The 24,712-nt window shown below is 63.1% G+C and carries 24 protein-coding genes; 7 read left to right on the top strand and 17 right to left on the bottom strand.

What is annotated here, in order from left to right:
* Nucleotides 1-442, top strand: a 442-nt coding sequence (locus SZ63_RS12275; RefSeq protein WP_048185894.1) for a cation:proton antiporter, incomplete at its 5' end; no start/stop codon positions are given.
* An 88-nt stretch (nucleotides 443-530) separates the two neighbouring features.
* Here the strand turns inward: SZ63_RS12275 and SZ63_RS12270 are convergent.
* The 11 genes from SZ63_RS12270 to SZ63_RS12835 form a co-directional block, all read right to left on the bottom strand.
* Nucleotides 531-986: a ferritin-like domain-containing protein gene (locus SZ63_RS12270; protein WP_048185812.1), complete on the bottom strand. Its 456-nt coding sequence runs from the start codon at nucleotides 984-986 to the stop codon at nucleotides 531-533.
* Between the two features lie 740 nt (nucleotides 987-1,726).
* Nucleotides 1,727-3,565 (bottom strand): threonine--tRNA ligase, encoded by a 1,839-nt coding sequence (locus SZ63_RS12265; RefSeq protein WP_048185811.1) that lies wholly within the window; start codon nucleotides 3,563-3,565, stop codon nucleotides 1,727-1,729.
* Nucleotides 3,566-3,705: 140 nt separating this feature from the next.
* Nucleotides 3,706-4,269: a dCTP deaminase gene (dcd, locus tag SZ63_RS12260; protein WP_048185810.1), complete on the bottom strand. Its 564-nt coding sequence runs from the start codon at nucleotides 4,267-4,269 to the stop codon at nucleotides 3,706-3,708.
* 22 nt (nucleotides 4,270-4,291) lie between these two features.
* Nucleotides 4,292-4,990 (bottom strand): RNA methyltransferase, encoded by a 699-nt coding sequence (locus SZ63_RS12255; RefSeq protein WP_048185807.1) that lies wholly within the window; start codon nucleotides 4,988-4,990, stop codon nucleotides 4,292-4,294.
* 4 nt (nucleotides 4,991-4,994) lie between these two features.
* Nucleotides 4,995-5,687: a phosphoglycerol geranylgeranyltransferase gene (locus SZ63_RS12250; protein ID WP_048185805.1), complete on the bottom strand. Its 693-nt coding sequence runs from the start codon at nucleotides 5,685-5,687 to the stop codon at nucleotides 4,995-4,997.
* A gap of 4 nt (nucleotides 5,688-5,691) precedes the next feature.
* A complete protein-coding gene (locus SZ63_RS12245; protein ID WP_048185804.1) occupies nucleotides 5,692-8,487 on the bottom strand; it encodes a DNA topoisomerase I in 2,796 nt (931 codons plus the stop codon).
* Nucleotides 8,488-8,493: 6 nt separating this feature from the next.
* Nucleotides 8,494-9,909, bottom strand: coding sequence for an Asp-tRNA(Asn)/Glu-tRNA(Gln) amidotransferase subunit GatB (gene gatB, locus SZ63_RS12240; RefSeq protein ID WP_048185802.1), 1,416 nt, complete (start codon nucleotides 9,907-9,909; stop codon nucleotides 8,494-8,496).
* Nucleotides 9,906-11,207 (bottom strand): Asp-tRNA(Asn)/Glu-tRNA(Gln) amidotransferase subunit GatA, encoded by a 1,302-nt coding sequence (gene gatA / locus SZ63_RS12235; protein WP_048185800.1) that lies wholly within the window; start codon nucleotides 11,205-11,207, stop codon nucleotides 9,906-9,908. The genes gatB and gatA overlap by 4 nt, the downstream gene beginning before the upstream one ends.
* Nucleotides 11,208-11,477 (bottom strand): Asp-tRNA(Asn)/Glu-tRNA(Gln) amidotransferase subunit GatC, encoded by a 270-nt coding sequence (gene gatC, locus SZ63_RS12230; protein WP_048185798.1) that lies wholly within the window; start codon nucleotides 11,475-11,477, stop codon nucleotides 11,208-11,210.
* The gene (locus tag SZ63_RS12225; protein WP_048185797.1) at nucleotides 11,467-12,474 is read right to left on the bottom strand and encodes an asparagine synthase C-terminal domain-containing protein; all 1,008 of its coding nucleotides are present in this window, start codon (nucleotides 12,472-12,474) and stop codon (nucleotides 11,467-11,469) included. The genes gatC and SZ63_RS12225 overlap by 11 nt, the downstream gene beginning before the upstream one ends.
* 156 nt (nucleotides 12,475-12,630) lie before the next feature.
* A complete protein-coding gene (locus SZ63_RS12835) occupies nucleotides 12,631-12,837 on the bottom strand; it encodes a hypothetical protein (RefSeq protein ID WP_082122786.1) in 207 nt (68 codons plus the stop codon).
* Nucleotides 12,838-12,858: 21 nt separating this feature from the next.
* On the opposite strand from SZ63_RS12835, the gene SZ63_RS12830 reads away from it, so the two are divergent.
* Nucleotides 12,859-13,185, top strand: coding sequence for a cobaltochelatase subunit CobN (locus tag SZ63_RS12830; RefSeq protein WP_231476519.1), 327 nt, complete (start codon nucleotides 12,859-12,861; stop codon nucleotides 13,183-13,185).
* A 133-nt stretch (nucleotides 13,186-13,318) separates the two neighbouring features.
* On the opposite strand, the gene SZ63_RS12215 is transcribed toward SZ63_RS12830, so the two are convergent.
* Entirely contained in the window at nucleotides 13,319-14,464 is a 1,146-nt protein-coding gene (locus SZ63_RS12215) for an LpqB family beta-propeller domain-containing protein (RefSeq protein ID WP_241481348.1), read from the bottom strand.
* A gap of 1,219 nt (nucleotides 14,465-15,683) precedes the next feature.
* On the opposite strand from SZ63_RS12215, the gene SZ63_RS13215 reads away from it, so the two are divergent.
* The 3 genes from SZ63_RS13215 to SZ63_RS12200 all read left to right on the top strand — a co-directional run bounded on the left by SZ63_RS13215 (nucleotide 15,684) and on the right by SZ63_RS12200 (nucleotide 17,057).
* Entirely contained in the window at nucleotides 15,684-15,839 is a 156-nt protein-coding gene (locus SZ63_RS13215) for a hypothetical protein (protein ID WP_231476517.1), read from the top strand.
* 295 nt (nucleotides 15,840-16,134) lie between these two features.
* Nucleotides 16,135-16,785, top strand: a complete 651-nt coding sequence (locus tag SZ63_RS12205) for a hypothetical protein (RefSeq protein WP_048185790.1) — start codon at nucleotides 16,135-16,137, stop codon at nucleotides 16,783-16,785.
* On the top strand, nucleotides 16,782-17,057 hold the full coding sequence (locus SZ63_RS12200; RefSeq protein ID WP_048185787.1) for a winged helix-turn-helix domain-containing protein: 276 nt from the start codon (nucleotides 16,782-16,784) through the stop codon (nucleotides 17,055-17,057). Before SZ63_RS12205 ends, SZ63_RS12200 begins: the two co-directional genes overlap by 4 nt.
* Nucleotides 17,058-17,075: 18 nt before the next feature.
* Here the strand turns inward: SZ63_RS12200 and purB are convergent, their stop codons facing one another.
* The 5 genes from purB to SZ63_RS12175 form a co-directional block, all read right to left on the bottom strand.
* Complete coding sequence (purB, locus tag SZ63_RS12195; RefSeq protein WP_048185785.1) at nucleotides 17,076-18,416, bottom strand: adenylosuccinate lyase; 1,341 nt, start codon at nucleotides 18,414-18,416, stop codon at nucleotides 17,076-17,078.
* A 73-nt stretch (nucleotides 18,417-18,489) separates the two neighbouring features.
* Nucleotides 18,490-19,488 (bottom strand): magnesium/cobalt transporter CorA, encoded by a 999-nt coding sequence (corA, locus tag SZ63_RS12190; protein WP_048185782.1) that lies wholly within the window; start codon nucleotides 19,486-19,488, stop codon nucleotides 18,490-18,492.
* Between the two features lie 153 nt (nucleotides 19,489-19,641).
* Nucleotides 19,642-20,619: a mechanosensitive ion channel family protein gene (locus SZ63_RS12185; RefSeq protein WP_052959155.1), complete on the bottom strand. Its 978-nt coding sequence runs from the start codon at nucleotides 20,617-20,619 to the stop codon at nucleotides 19,642-19,644.
* Between the two features lie 111 nt (nucleotides 20,620-20,730).
* Nucleotides 20,731-21,753 (bottom strand): magnesium/cobalt transporter CorA, encoded by a 1,023-nt coding sequence (gene corA, locus SZ63_RS12180; RefSeq protein WP_048185780.1) that lies wholly within the window; start codon nucleotides 21,751-21,753, stop codon nucleotides 20,731-20,733.
* Between the two features lie 60 nt (nucleotides 21,754-21,813).
* Nucleotides 21,814-22,068 carry a DUF5654 family protein gene (locus SZ63_RS12175; protein ID WP_048185778.1) on the bottom strand — a complete coding sequence of 85 codons (255 nt, stop codon included), beginning with the start codon at nucleotides 22,066-22,068 and terminating at the stop codon, nucleotides 21,814-21,816.
* Nucleotides 22,069-22,231: 163 nt separating this feature from the next.
* Here SZ63_RS12175 and SZ63_RS12170 point away from each other — a divergent pair, with 163 nt between their 5' ends.
* A complete protein-coding gene (locus tag SZ63_RS12170) occupies nucleotides 22,232-24,241 on the top strand; it encodes an ATP-dependent DNA helicase (RefSeq protein ID WP_048185776.1) in 2,010 nt (669 codons plus the stop codon).
* Nucleotides 24,229-24,696 (top strand): methylated-DNA--[protein]-cysteine S-methyltransferase, encoded by a 468-nt coding sequence (locus SZ63_RS12165; RefSeq protein WP_048185773.1) that lies wholly within the window; start codon nucleotides 24,229-24,231, stop codon nucleotides 24,694-24,696. Before SZ63_RS12170 ends, SZ63_RS12165 begins: the two co-directional genes overlap by 13 nt.
* The last annotated feature ends 16 nt before the right edge of the window (nucleotides 24,697-24,712 follow it).

The raw sequence follows: 24,712 nt of genomic DNA, 5'->3' as shown, positions 1-24,712 counted from the left end.
ATTCCTTGCCGGAGTCGCCTTCGCCGGCGTCGAACTCCGGCAGAGTAAGGGAGTCCACGAGGGCGCTGAATACTTCCAGATCGTCTTCGCCTCGATCTTCTTCGTATCGCTCGGGATCCTCGCGGACGTCCGCGCACTCACATCCGACATGGTTCTCTTCCTCCTGGCGCTGACCCTCGTCGCCATCGTCACCAAGGTTCTCGGGTGCGCTCTCCCCGCCCGGGCGATGGGGATGTGCCGTGAGGACTCCCTCATCATCGGGTTCGGGATGGCGCCGCGGGGCGAGGTGGCGATGATCGTCGCCCTGATCGGGCTGGAATCGGGGCTGATCGGCCAGAGTATCTTCGTGGTGATCGTCCTGATGAGCCTGCTGACCACGCTCATTACTCCGATCGTCTACCGGAACTGGTTCTTCAAGGGTGCATACTGCGCCGTCGATTGATGCAGGGGGAGAGCCTGCATCCATTTCTCAACAATCTCCCCCCTCATCGTGCGTTAAAAAAGAATGGTGGAGCCGCGAAGCCCCGCTTTCACCAGGCTTCCGGGAACGCCATGTTCGTATAGATGTCCTCGAGGCGCGCCTTGTGGCCTCGCTCCATCGCGGCAAGGCTCTCGAACAATTCCATCTGTTCCGGGTCCAGGCTGAGGCTCGCGAGCTGGGTGTACATCTGCATAGCATCGAGTTCTTTTCTGATCGCAATGACGAGACCGTCGAGCGGCTTTAAGTCCGCGGAGAGCGGCGGGGTCTCGAGGGTCTGGGCGACCTTGTAGTCCCGTTGTGTGTTGAATCCGAGTTTTGCGGGTTCTTTCGTGAGAAAGCCCTCGAGGGTCTTCCGATGTTGGCTTTCTTCCCCGGCAAGTTCGTTGAAGAGGTCTTTCAGGTTCTCGTCCGTGACCTTCTCCCTGACCGTGCGGTAGAAGGTGTATGCCTCGATCTCCCGATCGATGGCATTCGATATGATGGAACGGTATTCTTCGGTGTCCATGACTTCATGCACCGGTGGGACAGTAGCATTTGAGGCTTTTATACCTTGTTGGGGGCGGAGTTAGGTAGGGTGATGGCAAGGCATGTCTGTGATGCGGCGGGGGGTGGTTTGGGGATGGGAGGATGAGTGGCCAAACTGACGATGTCAAACATTGGGTTCCCGTCCTACTGTTGTCAGAAATGTCACAAACCGTACACGGCTTTCCACCGGGTATCGCCGTGGGGGGTGGGGACAAAGGGGAGTGCGAACGGAGTGAGCATGAGAAACCCGGAGGGTTTCGAGGGGGGTCTCCCCCCTCCCCTGCAACCCCTCGCACCTAACGGTGCTCATGCACCTGCCCTTCGGCCAGTCGCACTCCCCAATGGCGATAGCCACCACGGTCCACTAAACCGGGATTTTCCCTTGACTCTGTCGCCCTGTTTGTCGCAAATCGAAGCCCTGGCAGTCTCTTCGAACTCCTTCCCTTTCAGGGAAGTCGTCGCCCACACCTGACGGTCCTCTCGCTCCAGTTTTAATGAGCTGTCGCAAGTCGCACCTGCGGTGCTCGCGCTCCGACCCCGAAAACGCTTCGCGTTTTCTCAAGCTCCGGTCCTTCACACCTCCGGTGCTCACGCTCCCGCCCCGCACCTTCGGTGCTCCTGCTCCGTTCCTACGGAACATCGCACCCTACGGCCGGTCGCGCTTCGGACCATCGCGCCCATCGGGTCGTCGTGCCCTGAAATTTCGTAAAAAAAGAGTGATTAAATAAACCGGGGCTTCCGCGAGAGAAGCTTCGGCGTGTAGAGCTGCCGGAAGGGCTTTCCGGCGGTCTCCAGCTTCACCGCCTGGACGAGTTCGCTCTCGGTCATCGTCTCCTTGTAGGGCTTCTTCTTCTCCGAGAGTTTCCGGATGGTGATCATGAGCCGGCCGGTCTCGGCTTCCTGGTCGCCGATCACCGCGACGTAGGGGACCCAGTCCATCCCGGCCTCGCGGACCTTCTTGTTCACGCTCTCGTCCCGGTCGTCGACGTCCGCCCGGATGCCGGCCGCGTTCAGCCGGGTGCCGATCTCTTCCGCGAAACAGACGTGACGCTCCGCCACCGGCACCAGCCTGACCTGGGTCGGGGCGAGCCAGGTCGGGAACGAGGGAACCTCCTGGCCTGCGGTGTTCTCGAGCATCGCGCAGATCACCCGCTCGATCGAACCCGTCGGCGAGCAGTGGAGGATCGGGGGATGAATCTCCGTCCCGTCGGGGGCGTAGTACTTGATATCGAACCGGTTGGCGCTCTCCACATCGATCTGGACGGTCGGATTCTCGATGGGTCTTCCCTGTGCATCGATCGCCGCGAGGTCGACTTTAGCAATCCAGTAGTGGGTCCGCTCCGAGAGGACCTCGATCAGCATCGGCACGCCCGACTTCGCGACGATCTCCTTCACCCAGAGTTCGTACTGTTCGAAGAAGTCGCGGGTGCACCGGAAGACCCCGACGAGCGGGGTTTCGAGGTCGTCGCCGGTCTTCCAGCCTATCGCGAGCTGCTCCTCGAACGCCGTGAGTGCGCCGTCCACGTCCCGGCAGAGGGTGTGCATATCGGGCATCGTGAATGCGCGCAGACGCTTCAGCCCGATAACCTCGCCCTTCTGCTCGTGGCGGAACGAATAGGTCGAGAGTTCGTAGAGTTTCATCGGGAGGGTGTTCGGGGAGATGTGCATGTCGTGCATGATGGAAAACATCCCGAAACACGCCGCGAACCGTAGCATCATATCGCGGTTGCCGCTCTTGAACCGGTACTGCCGCTCCCCGAACTTGGCGGCGTGCTCCCAGATCGCCTTGTCGCCGAGGTCGTACATCACCGGGGTCTCGACCGGCATTCCGCCGTAGCCGAGCACCAGAGAAAGGACGTAATCGGAGAGAAGGTCCCGGATCAGTTTCCCCCGGGGCATCCAGCGGTGGTGCCCGACATCCGAGCGCGGCTCGTACTCCACGAGTTCCTTCGCCCGCATCAGGTCGACGTGCACCGGCTCGGCTCCTTCCGGTCCCGGGTACCCGAGTTCCTTCCGTATCAGGGCGGCGAAGGGCGTCTCCTCCCTCACGTAGTCGGCCGCGTCTCTCCGCTCCCCCTCGGGGGTGATGACGAAGAACTCGTGCTCGATCTCCTTCTTCGGCGCGGTCGCCGCCCCTTCGCCCGGGACGATCGTCCGCGAGAGTTCGGAGAGCGGATGGCCCTTGCAGGAGAGCGAGAATGCCTTGTACCAGCCGAACGGTGCGCGTTTCACGACGAAGCCGTCCATACCGGCGAGAGCCTCCTCGATCCCCTTAAGGGCGCTCACCGCCGTCTCCGGCGATGCAAGGTCGGATGAGAGGTGCGCATAGGGGTAGATCATGATATTGGCGGTGCCGAGCTGCCGGGCGGTGGCGACGATCTCGTCGGACGCCTGCCGGACGGAGTCTTCGATGTTCTCTTCGTCGACAGACTCAACCGCGCAGAAGACGGCGAGCGCCTCGTCGAGGGCGTCTTTCGGGACGGCATCCTCTTCGGCGACCTTCGTCTTCTTCCGGGCCTCGTATTCGATATGATCAGAGTGGATCAGAAGAAGTCGCATTGGTATCCCCAGTTGAATCGTTCAATATCTGTTTTCCTGCTATATAGTGCATGACGCTCGTCGGCCGGGGAGCATGTGCCCCGGTCGCCTCTCCCGCCGCAGTGCAGAGGGAAGCGTCGGATTTCGCCGTATTCGCGGAACTACTCCTCTGCGCGGCGCGCGTTCTCGTGGTAGCGGGAGAGGGTCGCCTGCCGCTGATCCATGTACTTTGCGTCCTGCTTCATGTTGTACGGACGCGCGGCACGATCTGTTCTGTAGAAGACCAGTTGCCCGATCGGCATCCCCGCATAGACCTTGACCGGCCGTGAGTTCACGTTGCACATCTCGAGCGTGATCGTCCCCCGAAAGCCCGCGTCGATCCAGCCCCCCGTCTGGTGGAGTTCGACCCCGAGGCGCGCGATGCTGCTCTTTCCCTCGATGCTCGCGACGATGTCGTCGGGGAGTTCGATCGCCTCGAGCGTCTCGGCGAGGAGGAACCGGCCCGGCGCAAGGACGATCGAGTCGGCCACGGTCTCCTCGGTCTCGGCGCAGACGGTCTCGCTGTCGTAGGGGTCGATCACGGTCTCCCCCGGGACATACCAGACAAAGTGCGAACCGAGCCTGATATCCAGGGAGTTAGGCTGAATCAGGGAGGGCTCGAAGGGATCTACCCGGATATGCCCGCGCCTGATGCGGTCTTCTATCTGCCAGTCGACAAGAATCATTCCACTCTATTTCTCCCGCAAACTATTCTTTGTTTTCGAGATGCCACTCCGTCCGGCGCATCAGCCCGTGAAGCGTGCTCGCCTCGCGGATGGTCAGTTTCGTCCGGCCGAGCACCCGACGGATGAGCGTCATCGTGTTCTCCCGCTTGAAGTCCGGGTGGTCGATCCGGTTCAGGAACGCGTCGATGTGCCGGTAGAGCGAGTCCATCTCGACGGCGCTCGCGAGCGGGTAGGTCCCGCGCGGCAGGTTAGCAAGCTCGTAGCAGAGGATGCCGACCGCGTGGGAGAGGTTGAGGATAGGGTAGATCTCCGAGGTCGGGATGGTGCAGATGAGGTTTGCGCGCGCGAGCTCGGTGTTCGCGAGGCCCCAGTTCTCCCGCCCGAAGAGGATCGCGACCGTCCCGTCGATGTCGCCGACGATCTCCCGGACCTCCGCCGGCGCGTAGTAGGGCATCCGCATCGGGGTGCAGACCGACTTGCTCACCTCGCCGGTCGTCGCGACCACGAAGTCGAATTCGGTATAGACCTCCTCGACCGTCATCCGCCGGGCGCCCTCGAGGACGTCGCGGGCGTGGGAGGCGCGCATGATCGCGTCGTCGCCGAGCGTGCAGGGATTGACGAGAACCAGCCGGGTGAACCCGAAGTTCTTCATCACCCGGGCGGCAAACCCGACGTTCCCCTCGTAGAGGGGTTCGATCAGGACAATTGAAATCTCGGGCATGCCTTCACTGTACCGCCCGGACCGTCGCCCGGAGCACGTCGATCCCTTCCTCGTAGACCGCGTTCCCGACGACGATCGTGTCGGCATAACGCCCCATCTCCGCCGCCTGCTCGGCCGAGCGGATCCCGCCGCCGTAGTAGAGAGTGGCGTGCTCGACAGCCCCGGCTGCCGCCTGCACGATTGCGGGATCCCCGTAGGTTCCGCTGTACTCGATGTAGACGATCGGGAATTTGAAGTAACGGTCCGCGACCTCTGCGAACGCGGCCACGTCCCCGGCCGAGAGGCTGCAGTCCGCCCCCGTCACCCGGCCGACGGCCGAGTTCGGGTTGAGGACGATGTAGGCCTCGGGCACCACCATCTCCCAGTCGATGCTGCTTGCCTGGCGGAGCCAGGCGTAGTGCTTCCCGACGACCCAGCGGACGTCGTTCGTGTTCATCACGCTCGGCACGAAGAGGTGGTCGACGCCCTTATCAAAGATGGCGCAGTCGGGGCTCGCCGGTTCCACCACCAGCGGCAGCCCGTAGGCGGAGACCAGATCCAGGAGTTCGTGGAGATTCTCCCGCGTCACGTTCAGCGTTCCCGAGAGCATCAGGGCGTCGGTTCCGCTCGTCGCGATCTCCTCCACAGCTCCTTTCGGGAGGCGTTTATCGGGGTCAAGTTTCGTTACGTGTACCCAGGTCTTCCAGTTCGCGTGCATGGTGTCACTTCAGGTGGCCGATGTAGTCGCGGAGTCTGGCCTTCTGGATGCCGGTGATGGAGGAGACCTCCTCCGGGTCGGCAACACGGAGCGTTGCGGCGTCATAGATGCCTGCAAGGTAGAGCCTGTCCACGGTCGCCTCCCCGAGCCCGGGAATCTCCAGGAGCTCTTTTTGCCCGCGCTCAAAGGCTGCCTTGGTGATCTTTTGCGGGGTGGGGCGCCCGAGGTGCCTGCAGACCAGATCCACATGTTTATGTACGGTTTCCGGGTTAATGCCGGTTTTGCTTGCAAGGTAGGGGATGGGCAGGTAGCAGAAGTCGTCGGGACTTGCGACGCCGCCTGCCTGGTACTTCTTCAGGCTGACCGCGGGAACCCCGGCCTCCCGGAGGGCGCGCTCGTTGCAGAGCCCGCGGGCCGCGTCCAGGAGTTCGATTCCGGTTGCCTCCGGGACCCCGGCCTTCTTGAGCGCGGCGGGTTCGGCCAGCGAGAGCGCATGGATATCGCCGATCCCCTGTTCGAGGAGGTTTTTGATGATCTTCGCGTGGCTCCGGCCCTTCCTCGGAGGGACGATCTTGCGGACGAACTTTCTCAGTTCCGAACGGCGGCGGAGAACCTCGAGCGCATCCTCCGCTTCTCTCGCGAGCTCTGCGGCCTCTTTTGTGTCGACGCCGACGGCTTTCGCGAGTTCTTCAGGCTGCATGCCCGCGATCTCGGAGACCGTGTAGATGTGGTGCGCGTGCAGGCGCCGCATGAGGTCGTCGGTCATCGAGGGCATCATCCGGAGCGCTTCGACGTTCGAGGCGATGTGGCTGCAGAGCGGGCAGCCGATGTCCCACGGGCGGGCGCCCTTTCTGATCAGGCGGACGTGGGAGAGGTTGTGCTCCTTGCAGGTCTCCTCGACCCGGATTGCCTTGCCCCAGGTGCTGCCGGGCAGGCTGATGTTGAACCGGCACTCGGGGTAGCCGGTGCAGCCGATGAACTGGGAGACGCCGATGTGCCGGATCCGGAGATCGTGGCCGCAGGCGGGGCAGGGGCCGACGGTATGCTCCTCGGCGGTCTGCTCCATGATCTCGGTGCCGATCTCCGACTTGTGCGCCTCGAGTTTGTCGAAGACCCGATGAAGCATCTCGCGGGACTCGGTGACGACGTCGTCGCGGGAGCGCCGGCTCTGCTTGATGAGCTGCATGTGCTCCTCGAGCGTCCGGGTCATCTCCGGCTCCGTGATCGTCTCGGCGTGGTTGTCGAGCGCGTCGATGACCGCCCGGCCGACGAGCGTCGGGCGGAGCGGGTTGCCTTCCACGTAGCGGCGGGAGACGAGTTTGCCGATCACCTCGTGCCGGGTGCTCTTCGTGCCGAGGCCGAGTTCCTCCATCACCTGGATGAGCCGGCTCTGGGAGTAGCGCGCCGGCGGCTGCGTCTCCTTCTCCTCGAGGCTCACCTTCTTGATCGGCAGCCTCTCACCGGGGGCGAGCACCGGGAGGATGTTCTCCTTCGCCTCCGAGTAGGGGTAGATCCGGCGCCACCCGGCATAGAGGAGCCTGCCGCCCGTGGCCTTGTAGGGCTCGCCGGACGCGTCGAAGGTGCACCTGGTGGTCGCCCAGTTCGCGTCGGGAGAGAGGGTCGCGAGGAACCGCCGCACGACGAGCTCGTAGACCTTCCACCGGTCCTGCCCGAGAGCCTCGCGGGTCGCGGAGCCCGTCGGGTGAATCGGCGGGTGGTCGGTGCTCTCCTTCTTGCCCCGGGTCGGGACGGGCCGCCGGTTCTGCTGCACCCAGGCGACGTCCTTATCGAACACTCCTCCTTTGAGGGTATTGAGGATCGCGTTCAGGTTCAGCGACTTCGGGTAGACCGTGTTGTCGGTTCTCGGGTAGGAGATGTACCCGTTCATGTAGAGGTCTTCGGCGATCCGCATCGCGTTCGCCGCCGAGAGCCCCAGGCGGCTCGCCGCGACGATGAAGGTCGTGGTGTCGAACGGCGTCGGCGCCCGGTCGGTCTTCTGCCCCTCTTTCACGTCCGTGACGACGAGCGGCTCCTTCGTCCCTGCCTCCGCGGCGAGGGCTGCTTCGTGGTCGGTGAATCGCCCGGCGGTATGCCGCGCCTCGATCGTTACGCCGTCCTTCTCGGTATCGAGCGAGAGCATCCAGTAGGTCTGGGGGACGAAGCTCTCGATCTCGCGCTCCCGCTCGACAATCATGGCGAGCGTCGGGCTCTGGACCCGGCCGACGGAGAGGATGTTCGTGCCGCCCCGGCGTGCCGCGAGGCTGATGAACCGGGTCAGCGCCGCTCCCCACATCAGGTCGACCGTCTGGCGGGCCTCGCCGGCGGCCGCGAGGTCGAAGTCGAGGTCGGTCAGGTTCTCAAACGCTGTGCGGATCTCCGCCGGGGTTATCGCGGAGAACCGGGCGCGGTTGATCCTGACGTTTGAATTCACCGCACGGACGAGTTCGTAGGCCTCCTTCCCGATCAGTTCTCCTTCCGTATCGTAATCAGTGGCAATGGTGACGAGATCCGCCTTCTTCGAGAGTTTCTGGATGAGGTTGACGATCTTCTTCTCGGTCGGCTTCTTGACGATGCCCGCATCGATGAGGCTTCGCGGCGTATGGGTCTCGCTCCGCCAGTTGGTGTAGCCGGGCTCGAAGTCCACCTCCACCACGTGCCCTTTGAGGCCGACCACCGTCTTCGTGTCGAAGGAGTAGGTGGATACGCTTCCGTCCTTCGTCGCTCTCACTTTCTCGTTGCCGGCGAGGATCTGTGCGATCCGATTTGCCGAGATGTTCTTCTCTGCGATGATTAAATGCACTGCGGATTACACCCCGCCTGTATCAATATACTCGGATACGATGCGGCCGAGTTCCCGCGGATCCGCCCGCCCGCGTGTCTCTTTCATCACCTGCCCCACGAGGAAGTTCAGGGCTCCCTTCTTGCCGGCCCGGTAGTCTTCCACGGCCTGGGGGTTCGCGGCGACCACCTTCTGGACGACCTGCGTGAACTCGTCGCCCGTGGCTCTGGCGAGCCCTTCGCGCTCCACGATCACGGCGGGAGGCTCGCAGGGCTTGCCGGCGGCGCAGGCATCGAGCATCTCCCGCAGAACCTGGACGCCGGCCGTATCGGTGATCGTCTTTGATTTGAGGAGGGCGAGGAGTTCCACGATGCGTTCGGCCGGGACGGCGGCGATGTTCATGTCGCGGTAGTTGAGTTCTCCAAGGAGCGTGTCGGCCACCCAGGTGGCGGCGAGAACCGGGTCGACGGACGCAACGCGCTCGTAGAAGTCGGCGAGTTTCGGGTCGCCGGTCAGTGTCCGGGCGTGGTTGAGCGATATGCCGTACTGCGCCATGAACCGGTTCTTACGGGCGACGGGAAGCTCGGGGAGGTCGATCGCCGCGACCCGGTCCGCGACCCGGAGCGGCCGGAGATCGGGCTCGGGGAAGTAGCGGTAGTCGTGCTCCTCCTCCTTGCTGCGGGCGGAGGTGGTGATCCCGCGCCCTTCCATGAAGTGCCGGGTCTCTCGCGTCACCTTCTGGCCGCGCCGGAGCAGGTTCTTCTGCCGGGTCACCTCGAAGGTGAGGGCCTTCTCGACGCCCTTGTAGGAGGAGATGTTCTTGACCTCGACCCGTTCGGAGCCCTCGAGGGATATGTTTGCGTCCACGCGGAGGCCGCCCTCCCGGTCGCCGTCGAAGACGCCGAGGTACTCGAGGATCGTCCGGAGTTTGTTCAGGAACCGGCGTGCCTCCTGCGGGGAGCGCATGTCCGGCTCGGTGACGATCTCAAGGAGCGGGATACCCGATCGGTTGTAGTCGACGAGCGAGTACTTCGAACCGCCCGCGACGTGGACGAGCCTCCCCGGGTCCTCTTCGAGGTGCACCCGGGTGATCCGGACGATCTTCTCGTGCCCCTCGTCGTCCTCGATCTCGACCGTCCCTTCGACCGCGAGCGGCTTGTCGTACTGTGTGATCTGGTAGGCCTTCGGGAGGTCGGGGTAGAAGTAGTTCTTCCGGGCGAACTCCGACTCTTCCGGAACCTTCATATCGAGGGCTTTTGCGACCTTCAGGCCGTAATCGACCGCCTTTCTGTTGATCCGCGGGAGCGCACCGGGGAGGCCGAGACAGACCGGACAGCAGTGGGTGTTCGGCTCGTCGTCGCGGTAGTCCGTCGAGCAGCCGCAGAAGAGCTTTGTCGCGGTCGAGAGCTGGACGTGGATCTCGAGCCCGACGATCGTCTTCATGCCCTCACCTCCTGTTCGTAGGCAAACGCAGCATCGACGACGCGCTCGTCCTCGAACTGCCGTCCCATGATCTGGAGGCCCACGGGGAGGCCGTCCACCTTACCGCACGGGACGGATATCGACGGGATCCCGGCGAGGTTCGCCGGCACCGTGAGGATGTCGGAGAGGTACATCGAGAGCGGGTCGGTCTTCTCGCCGAGGCGGAATGCGACCGTCGGCATCGTCGGGCCGGCGATGACGTCCGCGTCGCAAAACGCCCGCTTGAAGTCCTCTCTGATGTTGCGGCGGGCTACCTGCGCTTTCGCGTAGTACCGGCCGGCATAGCCCGCCGAGAGGGCGAAGGTGCCGAGCATGATCCGGCGCCGGACCTCGGTGCCGAACATCTCCTGCCGCAGGTCCTGGTAGGCCTCGTGCCATGACTTTCGGATGTCGACAGCCGGGCCGTAGCGGACGCCGTCGAACCGGGCGAGGTTCGAGGAGGCCTCGCTCGTGCAGATGACGTAGTAGGCCGCGAGCGCGTGCCGCATGCCGGGGATGCTCACCGGGACGGTCTCGGCCCCGAGCCCTTCGAGGGCACCGATGGCGTCCCGGACGGTCTCTCCCACACGGGGGTCGACGCCTTCGCCGAAGTACTCCTCCGGTATCCCGATGCGGAGCCCCTTGATATCGGCCGAGGGCCGGTGGTCGTACGGACGGTCGAGCATCGTCGAGTCGCGGGGGTCGTACCGCGCGATCACCGACATCAGCCTTGAAACGTCCTCCACCGTCCGTGCCATCGGCCCGATCTGTTCGAGAGAGTTCGCGTAGGCGATGAGGCCGTAGCGTGAGACCCGGCCGTAGGTGGGTTTTAGCCCAACGATCCCGCAGAACGCCGCGGGGCACCGGATCGAGCCACCGGTATCGGTGCCGAGCGCCATCGGGACGAGGCCCGCGGCGACGGCGGCGGCGCTCCCGCCGGACGAACCGCCGGGCACCCGCTCCGGGTCGACCGGGTTTTTGGTGGGGCCGAACGCGCTCGTCTCGGTGGTGGTGCCCATCCCGAATTCGTCCATGTTGGTCTTGCCGACGATCGCGGCTCCGGCCTGCCGGAGGAGTTCCACGACGTAAGCGTCATACGGCGGGACGTAGCCTTCGAGGATCTTCGACCCGCAGGTGGTCTGTATCCCTGCCGTCGAGATATTGTCCTTGACCGCGACGGCGGTGCCGGCGAGCGCCCCGTCGGTGAACGGCGCTGTGCTACAGGTGGTGATGAAGGCGTTGTCCCGGTCTTCCGGCGAGAATTCGAGGATTCCCGCCACTCACATCACCCTCGGCGCCTTGATGAACCCGTTCTCGGTCGACCCCGCGTTCGCGAGGGCTTCTTCCTGCGAGAGGCCGGGCCGGGGCTCGTCGTCCCGGAATACGTTCACGATCCCGGCGTCCGGGGCGCTTTCTCCCTCGACGGTGTCGAGAACCTCGAAGTAGTCCAGGATTGCGTTGAACTGGGTGGTGAACTCCGGCACCTCGTCTTTCGATATGCCGATATCCGCAAGTTCTGCTATATGTTCAATATCGCTCTCAGTAATCATGTTCCGCCCTACTGATCTCCGTTAAGTACCCTTGTACCGACTTTTTATAACCGTTGTCACGTGCGAGCCGTTGCATCGCTCTCCAGATCCCGCTCCCGTATTGCATCGCTTTCTTCTCGGCCGTGGCGATTTCGGCGGGAATGTGGCGTTTGGCGACCTCGCGCAGGGGGTGTTTTCTCACCCCTCCGCGCACCCGCTCGGCGGCCGGGATCGCTTGAGCGGCGCGCACCACCCTGACGTCGAGGTAGGGCATCGAGAAGTATGCCCCGTGAAGCGCCGCCACCACCTGATCCCGCGTTCTCTGGCGGGCGAGGTCCGCGAAGTCCCGTTCGAGCTCCGCCGCGAGGTCGGGAGAGGTGAGGTAGCGGGCGTAGCCGCCGAAGAGCTCGTCCGCCCCCTGCCCGGCAAGGATCCGGGTATGGCCGTTCTCTTCCGCCCACGCGGCGACGAAGGAGAGGGTCGTCGCGATCGAGGCCTCGAGGGGGTTCGTCGGGTCGGGGATGACCCGGACGACCCGGGCGAGTGCCTCCGCGACCTCGTCCTCTGTCGGGGTGACGATTGCGAGGTCGAGCCCCATCATCCGGGCGGCCTTCTCCGCCCGCTCGAGATCGTGCGACCCCTGGAGCCCCACCGCCACGCAGGGGAGGCGGGCGAGGTGGGCGACGAGAGCAGAGTCCACGCCGCCGGAGAACGCCACCGCGCCCTCATCGCTCCGGAGACCGACCGCGGTGACGATCGCCTCCTCGAGGGTGCAGGGCGCCGGATCGGGGGCTACCCGGGCTATCTCTCTTCCGCCAGAGCAGACGGTCCCCGGCGGGACGGGGCCGGGCACGATCCCGAGGGCGTCACGGGCGATGCAGTCACCGTAGGTGAGCAGGAACTCGCCGCCGCACGGTGCGAGAGCTTCCGGCCCGTCTTTGAGCATCCGCTCTACATCGGCAGGGGAAAGCCGCACCCCGTCACGTTCGATCCAGCCCGTCAGGTTCATGGTCGGCATATTCCGTAATCCGGCAGTTGTCGCCGTGAGGTTCACGCGGTGCGCGATCGCCTCAAAAAACGGATCCGTGTCAGTGTTTGCACTGTTGGACTATAAATGTGCGTACACCGGCCGGCACGAAATGCGGGCGGGTTGGAGGGTTTCAGCCTGAATCTGTCACCCCCGGGCGGATATGGCGATCCTGGCAGGACGCAGCGTCACCTCGGGCGCGTGGCCCTCGGCAAAGGTGAGCATCACCCGGCCGTCTCCGGAGGAGGACGTGCAGTTAACGACATCGGCATATATCCTTGTCTCGTGCAGCGTCTCGTTGCACGCCTCCCAGAGTGGCGTGTTCAGCGGAACCGGGAGGCCTGTATTGACCACGATTTCGATCGTGGGCGGTGATTGGGAAGTCAGGTTGATCTTCATCGTCTCCACCGACGTATCGAGCGAAAGCGTCCCCCCACGCCGTTTCCGCTCGCGAACGTCTGCTCCCACGAGAATCCCTGGGGGCTGGAGGAGATCGGGAGACGGCTGCTTGAAGCGCACGAACGCGGCCTCTGGGATGCCGATCCGGATGTTCTCGAAGGGTTGCGGGCGGCGTACCTAGAGATGGAGGGCTGGATCGAGGACCGGATGGGCGATGCCGGAGGCGACGTCCAGGGCGGTGCGGTTCGCGTGGTGACCGTGGGGGATGTAAAAGCACTGCGGGGAGCACGGGAGAAGGAGTGAGCGGCGTGAAGACGGCGATGGCGATAAGCGACGTTTCGGCAGAAACGGAGCTCGAGCACCGTCAGGTGCGCTACTCGTTAACGCGTCGCGCTCCACCGGTAATCGTCTTCGTGCGGCACGTTCCCGCTCCCCCTCATTTCTGTTTTCGCAGTCTGAACAGACATGCCGTGAGAAACAGTGCACCCGCTGCAGAAACTACCTCAAATCCCGGCGATGCGGGTGCCGCCGGATCTTCGAGCGGGATCGCATAAAGGTTGTTTCCATCGCTCACGACGATCGTTCTGCCGTCGGGAGACCACTGGTGCATCATGTATGCCGGATTATCAGGACCGAGGGGTGCGAGGCCGGAGCCGTCGCTCTTCATCACCCAGAGCGCCCGGTCCCGCGACTCCGACCGGAAGGCGATCCTGGTACCGTCCGGCGACCAGATCGGTGATCTGTCCCGGTTTCCGGTTGTCAATTGCTCCGAACCCGATCCGTCGCTATCGATAACCCAGAGAGAGAACTCCGGCCATGTTCCGGGGGGTGACGCGACGACGTAGGCGATCCTGGTGCCGTCCGGGGACCAGGAATACCCGGATACGCTCCCCTCGCTGAACGTCACCTGTGTCTCGCCCGCTCCGTCGCTCTGCATGGCCCAGATCTCCCGGTTCCCGGATCTGTCTGCGAGGTATGCGATCCTGTCCCCCTGCGGCTGCCACAGGGGCAGGCGCGCATCTCCGCCGCTCGTCAGTTGTTTCTTGTTGCCGCCGTCTGCGTCCATGATCCAGATATCCGCTTCCGTGCGGATGGCCGAGAGGTTCACTTCCTGGATGGCTGCATCATCGAAGAGGCAGGAGGTATAGACGATCCGCTTTCCATCGGCGCTCCAGTCCGCCCCGTAGCCGGAGAGCCCCGGAATGGGGACGATGCAGCCGCTTTCAGTTAGGCGCACCCTCCCGGTCCCGTCCGGGTTCATCGTCCAGAGGTCGAGCCCTCTTCCACCGTCGGAGAGGAAGAGGAGTTTCTTCCCGTCCGGTGACCAGGGATCGAACTCGGTGAAAAGATTCCACGAACGGTCGTCCGTCACCTGCGTCAGGCCCCGGCCGTCGCGCTCCATCACCCGGATGCCGGCATGCACTCCGTCGGATGAGACGAAGGCGATCCTGGCGCCGTCCGGTGACCAGAAGGGGTACGAATCGAATGCCGAATCGTTCGTCAGCTGGATGACAGGTGCGGCCGCTGCCGGGAGAGCGCACGCGATCAGCAGGAGGACGATACATATCGTTTTTCGGTTCATACAGGCCTCTCCTGTGCGTTTCATGGATATATAACGCAGGAAGCAGAAGCGTCCTCTCTACCAATATTCGTCCATCTGATGACCCAGACCCAACATTCGGCATGCACTTTTACTTCCACAGTATAGGAGGACGCTGAAGACGTCACAGCTAAATTGTCCGTACCGGACTGTATGCAGTAATCGGTATAGAGAGGTTTCACGATCTCACTCGAGCTGCCAGGCCAACTCACTTTGATCGTTGTACTGAGTTCGCAGCTCGTGAACGTGAACTGTTGACTATAATCAAAACATCCACTTACATACCAGTCTATTACAACATAGCGGGTACCGTCACCCCTCTGGTACAATTCTGCAGAATTAATCTTTGCCGATGCGTTCATTTTAACGTCCTGAACAGGACCACAAGAACCAATTGACATCACATCCCTATCCTGTTTGGTGCATTTCCTTCCCATTGCAATACTATGTCACTCGAAATTCCGTAACAGTGCTTGGAGGAACACGGAACCGCAACGGCTATCCTCTGGCACCCAGCAGCCCTATTGCCCTCCGGGCACGCTTTTGGGGGCCGGGATACGACGGCAATCGGGGTTCCCGGCCCCCGTGGGATACCGTACGCGGTGTCACCGATCAAGGCGTCAACGTTCCCCCATATACCTTTTCTGTGTCAAACATCGAACTGTCGCGGCTATACCCAGGCCGTCGCATTCTCCTGATATGCCCTCGTTGTTTTATCTCCCGGCAGTACTGCCGATATCCAGTGGAAATATACCTCGATCCCCGGATCGCGGGTATGAGTGCATACTCCGGTAAGAACCCTGCATACGTTCCCCAAATATCGAAACCCGGCGGAATAATCGGCCTGCCTCCAATGCAGCCCCTCCCCGGGAGCGAAAGTGCGCGCCTGTCTATCATCGGATATCCGTCCGCATGAACCGCGTGTATGCGACGGCAAAGAAGACAACGGGATAGAAGATCAGCGCCACCACGCTCGACCATATCCCGCCGGGTGTATCTTCAGGGGTCGCCCTCGGGAGGCGTGAATCCTCAGGATCAGGATGCTCCTCAGGGAGCGTCCTTTGAGCATCGTCAGGTGCGCGTCCGGTGAACCGTCGCGCCGCGGGGTGGTGACGCAGGCGGGGCATTCGGGCGCGGAAGGGATCTCTACCTGCACGAAGAGGAGGGGCTGCCGGATATCTATTACATCCACATCTGGTCGATGGAGCCCGGCGAAGACGAACAGATCCAACCTATCTCCATCGTATCCGCCGAGGAGTTCCTGGAGTCGCGGGGGCTCGTGCTTGCCGCATACCCGGAGCAGCGGGGGAGCGAGGTATTGCGGTCGTACGGCTACGGCATCGCGGAAGAGTTCTGAACATGCCGGCGGGGGCACTACCCGATCGCCGACCTTTCGGGCTCCTGCGGGAGATCGCGGCGACCGAACGGGATGCGATGGTGCATCCCGCCTGAATCGCTGCCAGCCTCTTTCTCCGGCGGGGTGCCGCGCTCTGTTCTGATCCGACTCCCGTCTCGTTATTCTATTTTGGGCAAGGGGTCGGCCGGTATCGGCTGTTCGCGTCGGATATCCCTGCGAAACACCGATACGTATCTTAGTTTCATTCTCTTTATTTGCAGAACGCAAATAGATAGATAGACCGGTGAAAACCTCCATGCACGAATCAGCACTCGCCCGGTTCAGAAGCGAGATCCGGCACTTCTATGTTGTTACTGTCGCGAACATCGTCTTTGCCGCCCTCGTGATGGCCTTCGGCATCAGCGTGCTCGTCGGAGAGGCGGTTTCCATGTACGAGACCTTCTCTACCGCGCTGTACGTAATCTATTCCCCGGTCGTCCTGTTCATCGCACTTGTTGCCGTTCTTACGGGCTTGCGCTGGATTCTCGCCAGCATCGGGGTCTTCGAAGGGATCGAGACGATCAAGGACGACCTCGACGGGATGGGAGGCGAGGTCCCGGACGAGGCTCTCACCCGTCTCATCGTAAGCATGCTCGCCCACTACCGCGACAACCGCGCAACCGTCCGCACCATGATCCTGGTCTGCACGCTCGGCGGCGTCTGCTCGTTTCTCCTCGGGATCCTCGGCAGCCTGGAACACCTCTCTGTCTCGACGGACGGCATCTCCTTCACCATCAACAACTACCTGGTCCTCCCGTTCATGCTCCTCACGCTCGGGGTCGCTCTGGTCAGCCTTGCCTCCTCCTACTATTTCTCCCGGTTCGCGAAAGTCTGGGACGAGCGGCTTGGCGAGATCGAGGGGTCCGAGGCTCTCCTGAAAGAAACGCTGGAGCTGGATCGACGATGAGCGGGCGCAGGACGGCTTTCGAGATCTACTGGGAGATCCTTGTTTTCTGCAGAACGCCCCAGTCGTTTACCGCCATCATCAACCGGTGCGACCTGAACTCAAAGACCGGCCAGGAGTATCTCCGGTTTCTCGTGGAAAAAGAGTATCTCGTTGAAGTGGTAGAGGGGGACAAGACCCGGTACGTCGCCACCGAGAAGGCCGGGGAGTACACCGCGCTCTTCAGCTCGCTCTATCGAAAACTCTTCGATGCCCCTCCCCGGTTCAAACTATGAAGGGCGTCCGAAACCCCTTCACCGGCAGAGCGGCGTGAGTTTCTCGACCAGCCGCTCCACCTGCCGGACGGCCGTCCCGATGTAGGCGTCCGGGTCGAGGAGAGCGTCGAGCTCCTCGCGGGTGACGAACCGCGTGACCTCCGGCCGCTCGCCGAGCACCTCGGCAAGATCGCGGTCCTCGGCGAGGGCCTGCATGCTCGCCGTCCGCATCGCCTCGTGGGCCTCCTGCCGGTTCATGCCCCGCTTCGTGAGGTCGATCATCACCGACTCGGCGAGGTTCACGCCCCGGAGCAGCATCAGGTTCTTCCGGATGTTCGCCTTGTTGAACTCGAGGCCCTCCATCACGCCGATCATCACGTTGAGGATGTGGTCGGCGAGCACCGACGCCTCGGGGAAGAGTACCCGCTCTGGGGAGGAGTTCGTCAGGTCGCGCTCGTCCCAGAGGACGTTGTTCTGCAGCGCCGGTTCGACCGCGGAGCGCACGATTCGGGCAAGGCCACAGACCTGCTCGCTCTTTATCGGGTTTCTCTTGTGGGGCATCGTGCTCGAGCCCACCTGCTTCTTCCCGAACGCCTCCGCGAGCTCCCCGATCTCGGAGCGCTGCATCAGCCGGAGTTCAAGGCCGATCTTGTCCAGCGTCGTCGCGATGTTTGCAAGGAGCATGAAGTACTCTGCGTAGCGGTCCCGTGAGATGATCTGGTTCGAGACGTCCACGGCCCGGATCCCGAGGAACTCCATCATCGTCTCCTGGACCTCGATACCGGCATCCCCGAGGGCCGCCTGGGTGCCCACGGCACCGGTGAGCTGCCCGACGACCACCCGCGGGCGCATCTGGCGGAGCCGCTCGATGTGACGGGAGACCTCGCTCGCCCAGATCGCGAACCGCAGCCCGTAGGTGGTCGGGACCCCGATCTGCCCGTGGGTGCGGCCGGCGCAGACCAGGGTCTTCGTCTCGGCGCTCCGGGCGAGAAGCACGCAGAGGAGTCTGCCCAGTTTCTCCTCGATGAGCGCGAGGCTCTCGCGGATCTGCAGGGCGGTCGCCGTATCCAGGATGTCGTTCGAGGTCGCCCCGTAGTGGATCCACCGCCCGGCGTCGCCGCAGACCTCGGTGACGGCCTTGACGATCGCCATCATGTCGTGGTTGATCTCGGCCTCGATCTCCTTCGCCCGCTCGAGGCGCGCGTCATGCGCAGAGGTCGCGATCGTCTCCGCATCCTCGCGGGGGATCATCCCGTGTGCCGCCTCGGCTCGGGCCAGCGCCACTTCGGCCGTGACGATCGCCCGGAAGCGGTTCTCCTCACTCCAGACGGCACGCATCTCGGGAGTGCCGTACCGGTAGTCGATGGGATGGATTGCCATAATAGAGAAGTGTTGGCAGTCTCGCTACAAAAAAGGGATTGCCGCCCCTCTCCCCGCGCCGCGGGGCTCGACGTCATATCCATTTCTTCTTCCTGAAGTAGAGGAGCATCACGACGGTGACGCCTACCATGAGGAGGAGGACGAGTGGATACCCGAGCGGCGAGTCTTCGAGCGGTATGTCCCTGAGATTCATCCCGTAAAACCCGGTGATGAAACTCAGGGGGATGAAGATGCTCGCGACGATGGTGAGGATCGTCGTGATCTCGGCGAGCCTGTTGTTCTGGTTCGAGGTATGGAGATCCATCACGCCGGAGAGCGTATCCCTGGTATACTCCGCAACTTCTGCCGCCTGGATGCACCGGTCGTAGATATCCCGGAAGTACGGGATCGTCTCCTTCCGGACAAGGCTCAACTCCCGGCTCGCGAGCGCCCCGAGAACCTCGCGTGCCGGGACGGCCGCTCTCCGGATGGTCAGGAGGTCTTCCTTGAGTTCGTAGATCTGCTTCAGGGCAAGCGGGTCGGCGGAAGCCAGAACCCTGCCCTGGAGGTCTTCCACCCGGTCGTCGACCGCGTCGAGGATGGTGAGGTAGACGCTCACGATGGCGTCGAGGAGCGTGTAAGCGAGGAAATCCGGCCCCGATCCCCGGGTGACGCTCAGCTCGTTCCGGAGCCGCTCCCGGACCAGTTCGAAGACCTGGAAGGGCTGCTCGCGGAACGTTATGACGTAGTTCTCCCCGAAGATCAGGCTGACCTGCTCGCTTGCGACCCTGCCGTCTCTCTCCGAGAGCATCCTCGCGATGACGGCGACGTAACTCCCGAACTCCTCCACCTTCGGCCGCTGGTCCGGGGCCGTGATGTCCCCCATCGTGAGCGGGTGGATCCCCGCCTGCCTGCCGAGGATCACGAGTTCGTCGCGCTCCGGCACCCCGACGACGTCGATCCAGGTGACCGTCTCCCGGCCGATCCACGACCATGCCTCGGTGAGTTCGATGCATTCGTGCTCCTCGAGGCGATCCTCCGTGTAATCGATCACCCGGATCGAGAGTATCCCACAGGTTTTTTCCGGTTGCATCACCACCTCCGGACTGCCTGCCCCCCGGGAAGAGGCGGATACACCTTGCCGGTTCCGGCAAATCACCCGGCGAACCGCCCGGCAGGAGTCATAGAAACCTTCTCGGGGAGGGGGGCATTCATCCCATGGTATAAAACACCACTGTCGGGCCGATCACGCGTCTTCGAACGGTCCGCCGTCGTAGACGATGATGTTCTCGGTCGCGATGGCGATACCGTCGGCCGCTTCGACCGCCTCGAGGAGTTTGCGGGAGAGGTCGTCTTTCGTGGCCCGCTTTCTCCGGACATCGGTCACGTAGCGTATGTCGAAGGAGATCCAGTTGTCGGTGAGGGTCAGGTAGACGGACGGCTCCACCTCTCTTCCCGGCAGGTAGTAACGCTCGCCAATCCTCTCGATCTCCCGTTCGGCCCGTCGGGCCGTCGCCGCCGTCTCCCGGCGAACGATATCGAGGAAGAGGGAGACCGCCCGCCGCCAGTCCGACCCATAGGTGATGGGGATGGTGATCTCGTCCCAGACGAAAGTGTGATCCATCGTGTAGTTAAAGACCCTCGATGAGAGGGTGTCGCCGTTCGGAACGACGGCGATCCTGCCCGTTGCCTGATCCCCCTTCACGTCGCGGGCGTGGATCTCCAGGATCTTCGTCGTGAGGATTCCGATATCGATCACGTCGCCCATCGTCTCGCTGATCTCGATCCGGTCGCCGATCTGGTAGGTGCGGGAGACGATGATCAGGATCCCGGCGACGAAATTCTTGAAGAGATCCTGGAGCGCGACGGCGATCCCGGCACCGACGATCCCGTAGGCGACGAAGATGTAGTTGGTGTCGATCCAGACACGGAGGAGGATGACGCCGGCGACGACGAACTTTAAGATGGATACCGTTTTGCGAAACGAGTAGCGTTCCCGCTCGTCCCTGATGCGCCGGAGGGTGAGCGATTCGACGATGAAGAAGAAGAGGTAGACAAGGCTGATCGTGAGGGCCGTGTAGAAGACGCGTTCGAGGAAGATGTCCGGGTAGAGGAGTGCTGCAAGCAGGAACAGGGCCGTGGCGGTGCCGGAGATCACGATGACGGCGACGGTCCTCAGCGTCGCCTGTCTCCGTCTCTCCGGGTGCCGTTGGCTCGCCTGCATACCCCTTCGCCCTGCTGCCGCCGGCGCACGCGGCCTGCTCAGTGGCGCGGGCTTCGACGCAACGGGATATAATGGTATCCGGGCTTATGGGGTAGGGGTGCCGGCCGCGGTTCAGATCCACCCTCGCTTCCTGAAGTAGAGGAGCATCGCGGCCGCGACGGCCGCCATCGAGGCGAGGGCGACCGGATAACCCCAGGGATGGCTGATCTCCGGCATATGCGCGAAGTTCATGCCGTAGACCCCGGCGATGAAGGTGAGCGGGATGAAGATGGTGGCGATGACGGTGAGAACCTTCATGATCTCGTTCATCCGGCTGCTCTGGCTCGAGAGATAGACGTCGAGGGTTCCGGACATCATATCCCGGTAGGTCTCCACCGTCTCGGCGACCTCTATGGTGTGGTCGTAGACGTCCCGGAAGTAGACGAGCGTCGCTTCATCGATCAGGGGCGATTCGCCCCGCTCGAGTTGTGCAACCGCTTCGCGGAGCGGCCAGACAGAGCGCCGGAGCACTATCAGGGATCGTTTTAAGGTATATATTGCCTGCAGCGTCCCGCGGTCGGGGTCCGCCACCACCTCCTCCTCGACGATCTCGATACGCTCCCCGAGTTCCTCGATCACGGCGAAGTAGCCGTCGACGATCGCGTCCAGCAGGGCGTGGAAGAGGTGGTCCGGCCCGACGCGTCGGAGCCGTCCGGATCCCGTACGCAGCCGCTCCCGGATACGCTCGAAGACGTCGCCCGGGTGTTCCTGGAAGGATACGACGTAGTCTCTCCCGAGCACCAGGCTGACCTGCTCGCTATGGAACTCACCGTCGCCGGGAGCAATCATCCGGACCGCAACGTAGAGGTAATCGCCGTAATCCTCGATCTTCGGCCGCTGGCGGGTATTCGCGATGTCCTCCAGGGTCAGGGGGTGAATCCCGACGGCATCCCCGACCGCCTGGATCACCCCGGTATCATGGACGCCGTCGACGTCGACCCAGGTGACCGCCGGACGGCGAGCCGGGAGCCGGATCTCCGGCAGCGTGTACGTCCGCTCATCGAGGCGGGACTCATCGTAGTCGATGACCGTGACGGTGACCGGCCGTGAGCGGGGAGTCGCTCCACCCGTCACCCGGTCGTCATGCAGGCTCATAGGATATCCGGCAGGTTCAGGGTCGGGAGGATTTGCCGAAAATGAAGGGATTTCGGGGTCTTACCTTCTTGTTGCCGCTATTTCGTCCTCTCTCTTCGCCTTCGCTGCGGCGCGGCCGATCAGGATGACCGCGATCACCGCGATGATCGTCACGACGATGGCATACACAAACATTGCAACGAGCGAGCTCTGATCTCCAAATATGACTGCGAAAAGCTCCTGAATGGCTCCGTTCCATGCAAGAGCGGCGATCAGGCCGAATGCAGCTGCGAGAAGAGCCGATATCTTATCGATGACCTCAGCCTTGAGTGACATACAGTCTCACCGGTGAGCGGTAAGCGGGTTGATATATAATACTTTCGTACAGTCTTCCCGGTCTGCGCTCTCCCTCCATTCCGCCGTTCGGGCAGCACCGCCACCGTTCACTTTCGCCCCGGGCACCCAAACTACATTGACGTACGACGTCGAACTGTATGCAATGGATAGCCTCGACGACTGGTTCCCGTACTTGGAGTACCGGCCACATCAGCGGGAGATGCTCGAAGCGGCCGCCTCCATCGCACGCGACGGCGGTATCGCCATGATCGATGCACCGACCGGGAGCGGCAAGTCGAGTGTGGTCTCCGCGCTCCTCGCGGAGAGCCGGGGACGGAAAGTGCTCGTCGCCGTCCGGACCATCAGCCAGCTTGCGACGTTCATGCGCGAGCTCCAGCTCATCCGGAAGAAGCGCGGCGACCTCAAGTTCGCCTACCTCATCGGCAAGTCCAGCATGTGTCCGCTCGGCGGCGAAGGCGATATCTACCGGCGGTGCGAGGGCGTCAAATCCTTCTCGACGGCGCTGATGCGGGAACGGGCGCAGAAGGGCTCGCTCGTCCCGGCAAACGACCGCCAGATAAAGCAGCAGATCCGCAAGATGGACCCGGAGCACCCGCTCATCTGCCCCTACTTCATCCACGGTAAATCGTTCGTGGAGCCCGAGGACGGGGGATTGAAGATGATCCCGTCGGCGGCCCTGCGCGTCCGGGCCGAGCGGGTGAGCACCGAGCTCATCTGGCCCGACCAGCTTGCCGGGTTCTGCGGCGACATCTGCCCCTACGATACGATGATGCATGCCGCCCGGGACGCCGACGTGGTGCTCGTGAACTTCTACCACCTCTTCGACGATATGATCCGGGATCAACTCTACCAGTCGCTCGGGATCGAGGGGCACGACGCCCTGCTGCTCATAGACGAGGCGCACAACTGCGGGGACGTCGTCCAGAGCATCGAGAGCGTGACGATCGAGGAGCGCGATATCGTGCAGGCCGGGCACGAACTCTCCGGGCGCCGGCGATCGCCGCAGGCGGACGCCGTGGTCCAGATCCTGCCGCAGATCACCCGGTTCATGGAGGCGCTCAAGGGCTCTTACGAGACGGAGGACTTCTTCGAGCCCCCGGTCTTTCAGAAGATGATCCTCTCCGGCACGCTCTACCGGAGCATGGAGGAGATCGTGGACGACCTCCTCAAGATCAGCGAGGGGATCCGCGAGAAGAACATGCAGGCGGGCGAGTTCCGGGAGAGCGCGATCGAGCGGCTGACCGAGTTCTTCTACCGGATCTTCCGCTCCGCCGCCGACCCGGCGTACCTCACGGTCTACCGCAAAGAGGACGACGGGGCCGTGGCGCTCGAGGTCCGAAACATCGACCCGAGCACCAAGCTCCAGGAGATCGCCCGGGCGCACGCCTGTTGCGTCCTGATATCCGGGACGCTCTCCCCCATCGAGAGTTACCGCCGCTACTACTTCGGCGACCTTCCCGTCACGACGATGTCGCTCCCGAACTCCTTCCCCCCACAGAACCGCCGCATCTTCTGCGCAACCGACATCACCACCGCCTACTCGATGCGCCGGGACAGAGAGAACCTCGCACGGACCGAGGACTACATCACCACGTTCGCCCGCCTTCCGGGGAACCTCGCGGTCTACTTCCCCTCCTATGACCTCCTGAACACATTCGCGGAGCGTTGCGCACCCCGCATCAGAAAGAAGCAGATCTACATCGAGTCCAAGGACACCGCAGCCTCGGCCACGATGCTCCGGGAGTTCATGGCCCTCCCGGGAACCGGCCGTTCGGGCATCCTCTTTGCGGTCTGCGGCGGCAAGTGGAGCGAGGGTCTGGATTACCGCGGCGAGATGCTTGCAGGAGCGCTCGTCATCGGCCTCCCGCTCGCGCCGTTCAACCGCGTCAGGAGGATGGTGATCGACTACTTCCGGATGAAGTTCGGCGAGGAGGGGGAGTTCATCAGCTACACCCTCCCGGCGGTCAACCGCGCCCTGCAGGCGCTCGGCCGGGTGCTCCGGACGCCCGAAGACAGGGGCATGCTCGTCCTCGGGGAGAAGAGGTTCCTGGAACGGCGGGTTCATGCGGGGCTGCCGCCGTGGATGCAGGAGGAGATGACGGCATGCACCGTAGATGTTTTCAAAAAGGAGGCTGAAAAATGGCGATCCTGACCGGGTCGTGCCGGTTCGGGCTGTGGCACGTCCACGTCGCATGGCAGGACGACCTCGTCTACCGGGTGCGTTTCGCACGTGAGGGCATCGCCGGATCGGTTCCGGAAGAGATCCTGCGCTACTGTGCCGGGCGGCCGGCGGACCTCTCCTCCCTCCGAAGCGTCGCGACCGAGGGCGACTCGACCTTTGCCAGGATCTATCGTGTCGTCCGGTCAATCCCCTGCGGGGAGACCCTCACCTACGGGGAGGTTGCCCGGATGGTCGGAACCGCGCCCCGGGCGGTCGGGGCGGCGATGGCCCGAAACCCGACCCCGATCGTGGTGCCCTGCCACCGGGTCGTCGCGAAGACCGGCATGGGCGGGTTCTCCCCCGATCTTGCGATCAAAGAGATCCTGCTTGGCATGGAACGCCGGGGAGATGTCTGCACGCCGGAAAAGCGAGGAGTTAACAGGTAACTCCGCCATACTAGTA

This window comes from Methanoculleus sediminis (assembly GCF_001017125.1).
Taxonomy (GTDB): domain Archaea; phylum Halobacteriota; class Methanomicrobia; order Methanomicrobiales; family Methanoculleaceae; genus Methanoculleus; species Methanoculleus sediminis.
This window is presented reverse-complemented; position numbering and strand designations above follow the sequence as displayed.

Excerpts from the sequence above, each read along its gene's own strand:
- SZ63_RS12270 (WP_048185812.1), bottom strand. The coding sequence starts at position 986 with ATGGACACCGAAGAATACCGTTCCATCATATCGAATGCCATCGATCGG.
- SZ63_RS12265 (WP_048185811.1), bottom strand. The coding sequence starts at position 3,565 with ATGCGACTTCTTCTGATCCACTCTGATCATATCGAATACGAGGCCCGG.
- dcd (WP_048185810.1), bottom strand. The coding sequence starts at position 4,269 with ATGATTCTTGTCGACTGGCAGATAGAAGACCGCATCAGGCGCGGGCAT.
- SZ63_RS12255 (WP_048185807.1), bottom strand. The coding sequence starts at position 4,990 with ATGCCCGAGATTTCAATTGTCCTGATCGAACCCCTCTACGAGGGGAAC.
- SZ63_RS12250 (WP_048185805.1), bottom strand. The coding sequence starts at position 5,687 with ATGCACGCGAACTGGAAGACCTGGGTACACGTAACGAAACTTGACCCC.
- gatB (WP_048185802.1), bottom strand. The coding sequence starts at position 9,909 with ATGAAGACGATCGTCGGGCTCGAGATCCACGTCCAGCTCTCGACCGCG.
- gatC (WP_048185798.1), bottom strand. The coding sequence starts at position 11,477 with ATGATTACTGAGAGCGATATTGAACATATAGCAGAACTTGCGGATATC.
- SZ63_RS12225 (WP_048185797.1), bottom strand. The coding sequence starts at position 12,474 with ATGCCGACCATGAACCTGACGGGCTGGATCGAACGTGACGGGGTGCGG.
- SZ63_RS12215 (WP_241481348.1), bottom strand. The coding sequence starts at position 14,464 with ATGAACCGAAAAACGATATGTATCGTCCTCCTGCTGATCGCGTGCGCT.
- SZ63_RS13215 (WP_231476517.1), top strand. The coding sequence starts at position 15,684 with ATGGAGCCCGGCGAAGACGAACAGATCCAACCTATCTCCATCGTATCC.
- SZ63_RS12205 (WP_048185790.1), top strand. The coding sequence starts at position 16,135 with ATGCACGAATCAGCACTCGCCCGGTTCAGAAGCGAGATCCGGCACTTC.
- SZ63_RS12200 (WP_048185787.1), top strand. The coding sequence starts at position 16,782 with ATGAGCGGGCGCAGGACGGCTTTCGAGATCTACTGGGAGATCCTTGTT.
- purB (WP_048185785.1), bottom strand. The coding sequence starts at position 18,416 with ATGGCAATCCATCCCATCGACTACCGGTACGGCACTCCCGAGATGCGT.
- corA (WP_048185782.1), bottom strand. The coding sequence starts at position 19,488 with ATGCAACCGGAAAAAACCTGTGGGATACTCTCGATCCGGGTGATCGAT.
- SZ63_RS12185 (WP_052959155.1), bottom strand. The coding sequence starts at position 20,619 with ATGCAGGCGAGCCAACGGCACCCGGAGAGACGGAGACAGGCGACGCTG.
- corA (WP_048185780.1), bottom strand. The coding sequence starts at position 21,753 with ATGAGCCTGCATGACGACCGGGTGACGGGTGGAGCGACTCCCCGCTCA.
- SZ63_RS12175 (WP_048185778.1), bottom strand. The coding sequence starts at position 22,068 with ATGTCACTCAAGGCTGAGGTCATCGATAAGATATCGGCTCTTCTCGCA.
- SZ63_RS12170 (WP_048185776.1), top strand. The coding sequence starts at position 22,232 with ATGGATAGCCTCGACGACTGGTTCCCGTACTTGGAGTACCGGCCACAT.
- SZ63_RS12165 (WP_048185773.1), top strand. The coding sequence starts at position 24,229 with ATGGCGATCCTGACCGGGTCGTGCCGGTTCGGGCTGTGGCACGTCCAC.